The organism is Streptomyces sp. NPDC020362 (assembly GCF_040642095.1).
Classification (GTDB): domain Bacteria; phylum Actinomycetota; class Actinomycetes; order Streptomycetales; family Streptomycetaceae; genus Streptomyces.
Genome location: NZ_JBFAET010000324.1, coordinates 1 through 6,339, shown reverse-complemented (window position 1 = coordinate 6,339; position 6,339 = coordinate 1). Strand labels below are relative to the sequence as shown.

Sequence of the window (6,339 nt, the reverse complement as noted above, 5' to 3'; positions counted from 1 at the left end):
GGTGGGTCTCCCGTGGGTCCCCGGGCCCCCCCCCCCCCCTGGCCCCCCCCGGGCCCGCCCTCGGCCGGGCACTCGCCGAGCTGGGGCACCTCACACCGTCGCAGGAGCGGCTGCACGAGGCGCACACGATCTTCGAGCGGCTCGGTCTGCCGGACGTGGCGGACGTCGCCACTCTGCTCGGCGAGCTCGTGGCGCCGCAAGCTGTGGGCTGACCGCCACGCAGATCAGGTCTGACCGCCACTCAAATCATCTGCTAACCGGCACAGGCATCGCACGAGGCGCCGGTGCCGTTCCACTCCTTGGGCCCGTCGACGCCGCCGCCCGGTGCTAAGGCACCGACGCCGAGCCATTGTGCCGTCGGCGCCGCGGCGCCTCCCTGCGGCAGGACGATCAACCCGACGGCCGCCGCCACCCAGGCGAGCCGGGCTGCGATGCGGGTGCTGCTGCGGTACTGCTGGAACATCGAAGTGTGCCTATCTGTCAGGTGCCCGCCGGCGTTCGGCGGTCCGGGCATACTGCCACTTCCAGATCAACACAGACTAAACACGCAGAACGTTGAAGTAATGGGGTATGACGGCACATGGGTGGTGTCGTCCTGATCGTCGGCGGGCTCGTGATCGTGCCGTAGCACCACCAGGAGATTCACTCACTTCGTCAACAACAGCCCGATTCGGGCGCTCGGCGGCGGCTCAGCACAACCCGCGCTGCCCGCCGGGTACCTGAATGTCACGCCATGCAGCTCGCGAAGGTGGCGAGGTTTCCGGGTGCGTAGTGCCGCACTGGTTGTGGAGATGACACCGAGTCGGTCGGCCGCGTTGATCATGGCGATCAGGGAGACCAGATGTCCCTGCTGGGCTGGGCGTCGCCCCTACACCGCCGCCGTGTCCCCGGCAGGCGCCGGCCGCGGGCTCCGGGCGGTCTGCTCAGGCTGCGTCGGCGGCACGGTCTGAAGGTGCTGGGCGGCCTCGGCTGCGGTGTAGGAGGAGGCGAAGGTGAACGCGCGCGGGGACGGCCCGTGCGCCCGCAGGTCCGCCAGCCGTTCCAGGGCCTCGCCGATGGTCGGGAGGTGACCGGCAGGGACCCACCAGAGCACCATGTGCGCCTCGACGTGCCGGTCGAACCATTCGCGGCGCCGCCGCATCACCTCCAAATGCCCGCTGCGGTAGGTGAAGTCCCACAGAGCCTCCTGGGTCTCCCACACCGACAGGTTGACGATGACGTCCTCGCCCGCCGGGCGCAGGCCGGTGGCGTCGGCCGCCCCCTCCTCCACGAGCCGCCACACGAAGCCGGGCGTACCGTCAGCTGCGGCGTTGACCGGGTCGAGCATGTCGACGAACGGCGCCATGCGCGGGTCGTCGAAGGGGTGGCGGAGCGTGACGACGTTGAGCTCGGCAAGGTGGGCGCCATGCGCGGATGCGGTCATGGCCTCATCCCAGCACGGCCCGCTTTTCTATGTCAATCGGCATTGTTTTTAGAAGTCTCGACCACCACACAGCACCCCTCCGGCCGGGCGTCCATGCGCGCGCGAACGGGACCGTCCGCGCCGAACAGCCCCTCCAGCAGCGCGAGATTCATGCCGCAGACGAGCGGCGGGAAGCGTTCGGCGACGGCGTGGAAGGGGCAGTTGCGCATACGGACGACGCGCGCGGCTGCCCCGGTCGCCCCCTCGGCGCCTTCCAGGTACGGTTCGTAGCCGCGGGCGGCCAGCATCTCCATGGCCTCTTCGAGGTCGTCGCAGGGCGCCGCCGAGCCGCGCAGTGCCTCACCCCGGCGGCGCGCGGCCGCGCACAGACCGGCGTCAAGGCCGGCCTGCTCGGCGGCTTCGGCGAGCAGCTCGGCGGCGGTGCGGTAGTCGCGGGCGGGCAGCGACACCGCCCGCTCGGCCCGTGCCCGCGTGTACACCTTGGCGGGACGGCCGGCCCCCGGCCCCGAGCGGCCCGTCAGGCGGCGACTACCGCTCTCCAGCAGCCCGGCCTCGGCCAGCTTGTCCAGATGATGGGCAGCGAGCGTGCGCGCCACCCCGGCCGCCTCGGCAGCCTCGTTGCGGCCGACCTCCCGACCCTGCGCCGCCACGTACTCGTACAGGCGGCGCCGCACCGGATCCTGCAACACCGCGATCGCGTCGATGTCCTCCACCCGGCCATTGTAGGAACGACGCAGGTCGGAGGTAGAACGGCGGGACCCGCCCCGGACGGATGAGTCGGGTGGCGCAGGCGTCGAGCAGTGGCCTCACCTGTTGGTGGAAGGGCACCTCTTGTTCTGCCCGAGCCAGTGCGTGCTGGAGTGGGGCACACTACGCCTGCGACGTTTCGAGGCAGGTGACACCAGAGCGGCTGGCTGACCAGGTCGGCTCTGGGGGTCGGATCGGCCTACTTGACACCGGAAGGTCATTCTTTGTTGACACCTTTGTCGGCCTTTTCGGTCTGGTTGACACCAGCTTCGAACCTCGCCGGTGTCCTGTAGACCCCGCACGCTTCCCTGGCTGCGAGCGGCCTGCCCAGCCGCTACTCGCCCTCCTCTCAAGGGGCGGCCGGTGGAGATCTCAGTCGGGCAGCCCCCAGAAGGATCCGTGCAGGCCGATCTTGGCGAAGTAGGCGGTGGCGGAGGCGGGGTCACGGCGGGTGTAGCCCGGTTCCAGGCGTCCGGTGTACCAGTCGCCGGCGAAGCGCCACAGGGTGCCCAGATCCATGACGTAGCCGCGCTCCTGGCCCGTCCGCCGCAGCCAGGTGTCGACACAGTCGGTGGAACAGAACAGGCGCTGGTTGCCGCAGGTGCGCACGACATCGTCCCAGGCCCGGCGCATCGGGATGAGGAAATGGGCCACCTGGTCACCCTGTGGGGGCGCGGTTCGGCCGACCACCCAGGCGTGCGGGGTGTCGCAGGCCGGACAGCGGGTGGCGACCAGGACGTCGCGTTCGTCCCGGAGCAGGTGGGGCACGGCGAACGAGTCCCAGGCGCAGCCGCCCCACCACAGTGTGTGCGCCCCCATGACGGAGAAGCCGAGCGGCGCGGACGCGAAGGGGTGGGCCATCACGACGTGGTCGTCGTCCTGCGAGTCCAGGACCACATCGTGACTTGCGTGAAGGGTGCGCAGTTCCTGACGCACCTGGTCGGGGGCGAGTCCGGTGCGTGCGGCGAGTTCGGGCACGGTCGGAGCGCGGCCGGTGCGGGCGAACCCGTTGTAGACAGCCAGGCGGACCCTCTCCGTCGCAGGAAGGCTCGTCGGTGCTGCTGAGACGTTCCCGGTCATTCTTGTGGTTCCTTCGCTGGTTGCGGCCATGGGTCCAGGGTGCGCCTCAACGAAGCCAGGGGCTTGAACGCTCGTGCGGCACAATGACTGGCCGCTCGTCGGGAGAGACCGCAACTTCCCCCGTCCCGTAAGGCGTGAGGACGCGCTTGACGAGGGCACCCCGGCGAAGGTCGAGTACGGAGACGAACGGGTCCGCCTTGTTCGTGACATGGCCCTTGCGGCCGTCCGGTGTGATCGTGAACCAGCGGGGGCCGCGGGCGCCGACGCGGCGGCGGTACCCTCGTGATTCCGATGCCCACCCGAAAGGATCAACCCCATGTCCGGGCCCCAGTCCGTAGACCGCGCGCTGGCCCTGCTGGACGCGGTGGCTGATGCGCCGGGGCCGCTGAGCGCGAAAGCGCTCGCGCGGCGTGTGGGGTGTTCGCTGTCGACCGTCTACCACCTGCTGGGACCGCTGACGGCGCGCGGGTATCTGCTCCGGATGCCGGAAGGGTACGCTCCCGGTCCGCGTGTTCCCTCCCTGCACAGGTCCTTCCAGCGGCACCTGGGCGCCGGGACCGCAGTTGCCGAGCTGCTGCCGCACGTGCGGCGGATCAGCGGTGCAGAGTTGTACTTCACCGCACTCCGCGGCGGCCGCATCACCGTCATCGACACCACCGCACCCCTCACCGAAGCCCAGCATCCTTTCGCGCCCGGCCTCGAGACGCGGGCGCACGCCACTGCTCATGGCAAGGCCCTGCTCGCCTCGCTTTCCCGGGCCGCACGTCGGCGCTACCTCGCCGACCATGGAATGGCGCGCCTCACCGAGCGGACGATCACCGACGAGGAACGCTTCGAAGCAGAGCTCGCGGGCGTCCGGGATCGAGGTATCGCGGTCTCCGTCGGCGAGGCGGACCCGGACTACACCTGTCTCGCCGTGCCGCTGCCCTCGCGTCCGGACCACGCCCTGTCCGTCTCCCTTCCTCTCGCGGACTTCCGGCGCCGCCGGGGTGAGATCAGTTCCCTCCTCACACTGGCCGCGGCTGCGTTTCCGACAGCGTCGGAATGAGCCCGCCCGCGGCTGGCGGCGGACCGTCGCCCGCCGCATCGTGGAGCCATGATTTTCATCGCCGTACGTTTTACCGTCCGTCCGGAACACTCCGAGGAGTGGCTGTCTCTCGTGCGTCCCTTCACCGAGGCGACCCGTGCCGAACAGGGCAACCTCTTCTTCGACTGGTCTCGCAGTGTCGACGACCCGAACAAGTACACGCTGCTTGAGGCATTCGCAGATGACGCCGCCGGAGCGGCCCACGTACAGTCCGACCACTTCACAGCGGGGCTGGCCACGATGGCAGCCGCCATCGCCGAGACGCCCGAGATCATCAATGTGACCATTCCCGACCAGCACGGGTGGGGTCCCATGGCCGAGCTTGCCCCTCAGGCGTAGTCCGGCTCCTTTCCACGGTGGTGCGCGGCAGCCGAAGCGGACGAACGTGACATCGGTGGTTGTTCGGTCCAGATTGTCCTGCCGGCCGTGGTGTAGCGGGTTTCCCAGTGTTGGGCGAACCGGGCTACCGCGAAGGGCCCTCGTCCGCCTTCGTCGTTGGTGCGGGCGCGGCGCAGGTGGGGCGAGGTGTGGCTGCCGTCGGAGACTTCGAAGATCAGGTTGATGTCCCGGATTAGGCGAGGCTGACCGGGCCGGAAGCCTGGCGGATGGCGTTGGTCACCAGCTCGCTGACGATCAGTTCGGCGTGAAAGCGGGCTCTTCCAGGTCCCTGGCAGCGAGTTGCCGGGTGGTGAGGGACCGTGCTTCGCCCACAGCGGTGGGTTCGCGGGACAGTGGCCAGGCCGCGACGTTACTTTCCCTGAGGGAGCGTGGACGTACGACGCGGAAGGCGACGTCGTAGCGCGGACCGTCCGGTAGCAACAGGTGCTCCATGCCGTCGCAGATTTCTTCCAGGGGGCGGTCGAGGTACGCCAGGCCGACCCACCCAAGTTGACAACGGAGGGTTGTGGATGGTCGGTAGAGCGGTTGCTTGACCTGCTACTGTCCATCACGCTTGGCTCCCCTCGGCCAACGTCGGTTTGTTCGGCGGGACTTCAAGGGACGCGCTGAGCATGATGGGCAGGAGACGGGCTGGGCCTGGAGAGCAGGGCCGCCTACTGCCCGGGGGAGAAGCCCGTATGGGGCCATATCGGCAGCGTCCCCGGCTACAGCACGTTCAGCTTCCCCTCGGCCGACGGTCGGCGGCAGATCATCCTTGCCGTCAACACCAGCCTCACCATGCCGGAGAAGGCCAATGACGCCGCGTTGAAGGTGTTCGGCACGGCTCTGTGCGCGAAGTAGCCAGTTCGAGCGAGGGGTTTCCACTGATCCAAACGAAACTGCCTAGTAGTGCTTCGTTAGGTTCTGGCTCTGGTTCTGCGTGTCGGGAGGGTTCGGCCGCGGGTGGTGCAGGTGCCGGTCCAGCACCTCACCAGGTGCTGAAGGACAGTCAGTACCTGGTGGAGGGTCGGGCCGGCATGTGGGCTTTTGGGTCGAGCCGCCTGAGGGTGAGGAAGGCCTGGGCGGCGGTGACGAGGGTGACGTGGTGGTGTCAGCCGCGCCAGGTGCGGCCCTCGAAGTGGTCCAGGCTCAGGCCGTGTTTGAGCTCGCGGTAGTCGTGCTCGATCCGCCGGCGCATTTTCGCATAGCAGCAGATCGGCTTTCGGGGTGGTGACAGGAAGGTTGCTCATCCAGTAGCCGGTCGGCTCGGAGGCTTCTTCGGACTGTTCGATGAGCAGGGTCCGCAACGGCAGAACCCCGTTCCACAGGCTGCGGCCGCCGGCGTGTTCCTGGGCGGTGCGGGTGGCATCCTTGCCCGACGGTCGCACCTCGAGCACGGCGAAGTGCGAGGTCACCGTGCCTCTGCTGCCCTGCTGCCAGGTGACCTCCTGGAAAGGTGTCGGCCTCGACGAGGCCGGTCAGCGGCAGGGCCGCCTCACGATAGCGAGGCAGCGTGGGCGGTCCCAGCCCGCCGTAGTCGGGCTGATGAGGCTCAGCCGTGACCGGGCGCGAGGACATGCGGAAGATCACCGCCTGGGCCGCGATCATCGCGGTACCGACGATG

General features: G+C 69.0%; 7 protein-coding genes and 1 pseudogene. 3 read left to right on the top strand and 5 right to left on the bottom strand.

From position 1 onward, the window contains the following. Positions 1-212 (top strand): hypothetical protein (locus AB0H32_RS45895; protein ID WP_361134926.1); only part of this gene is annotated, 212 nt, incomplete at its 5' end. A 41-nt stretch (positions 213-253) separates the two neighbouring features. Here AB0H32_RS45895 and AB0H32_RS45890 read toward each other — a convergent pair. The 4 genes from AB0H32_RS45890 to merB form a co-directional block, all read right to left on the bottom strand. Beyond that, on the bottom strand, positions 254-463 hold the full coding sequence (locus tag AB0H32_RS45890; protein WP_361134923.1) for a hypothetical protein: 210 nt from the start codon (positions 461-463) through the stop codon (positions 254-256). 405 nt (positions 464-868) lie between these two features. Further along, positions 869-1,423, bottom strand: coding sequence for a DUF3291 domain-containing protein (locus tag AB0H32_RS45885; RefSeq protein WP_361134920.1), 555 nt, complete (start codon positions 1,421-1,423; stop codon positions 869-871). Between the two features lie 32 nt (positions 1,424-1,455). Then, on the bottom strand, positions 1,456-2,136 hold the full coding sequence (locus AB0H32_RS45880; RefSeq protein ID WP_361134918.1) for a helix-turn-helix domain-containing protein: 681 nt from the start codon (positions 2,134-2,136) through the stop codon (positions 1,456-1,458). A gap of 406 nt (positions 2,137-2,542) precedes the next feature. Continuing rightward, positions 2,543-3,250, bottom strand: a complete 708-nt coding sequence (merB, locus tag AB0H32_RS45875; protein ID WP_361134915.1) for an organomercurial lyase — start codon at positions 3,248-3,250, stop codon at positions 2,543-2,545. Between the two features lie 316 nt (positions 3,251-3,566). On the opposite strand from merB, the gene AB0H32_RS45870 reads away from it, so the two are divergent. Both AB0H32_RS45870 and AB0H32_RS45865 read left to right on the top strand, forming a co-directional pair. Then, the gene (locus AB0H32_RS45870; protein WP_361134912.1) at positions 3,567-4,298 is read left to right on the top strand and encodes an IclR family transcriptional regulator C-terminal domain-containing protein; all 732 of its coding nucleotides are present in this window, start codon (positions 3,567-3,569) and stop codon (positions 4,296-4,298) included. 48 nt (positions 4,299-4,346) lie between these two features. Beyond that, a complete protein-coding gene (locus tag AB0H32_RS45865; protein WP_361134908.1) occupies positions 4,347-4,676 on the top strand; it encodes a putative quinol monooxygenase in 330 nt (109 codons plus the stop codon). A 1,048-nt stretch (positions 4,677-5,724) separates the two neighbouring features. Here AB0H32_RS45865 and AB0H32_RS45860 read toward each other — a convergent pair. Beyond that, a pseudogene (locus AB0H32_RS45860) lies at positions 5,725-6,169 on the bottom strand (IS701 family transposase); the annotation flags it as partial. Between the last annotated feature and the right edge of the window lie 170 nt (positions 6,170-6,339).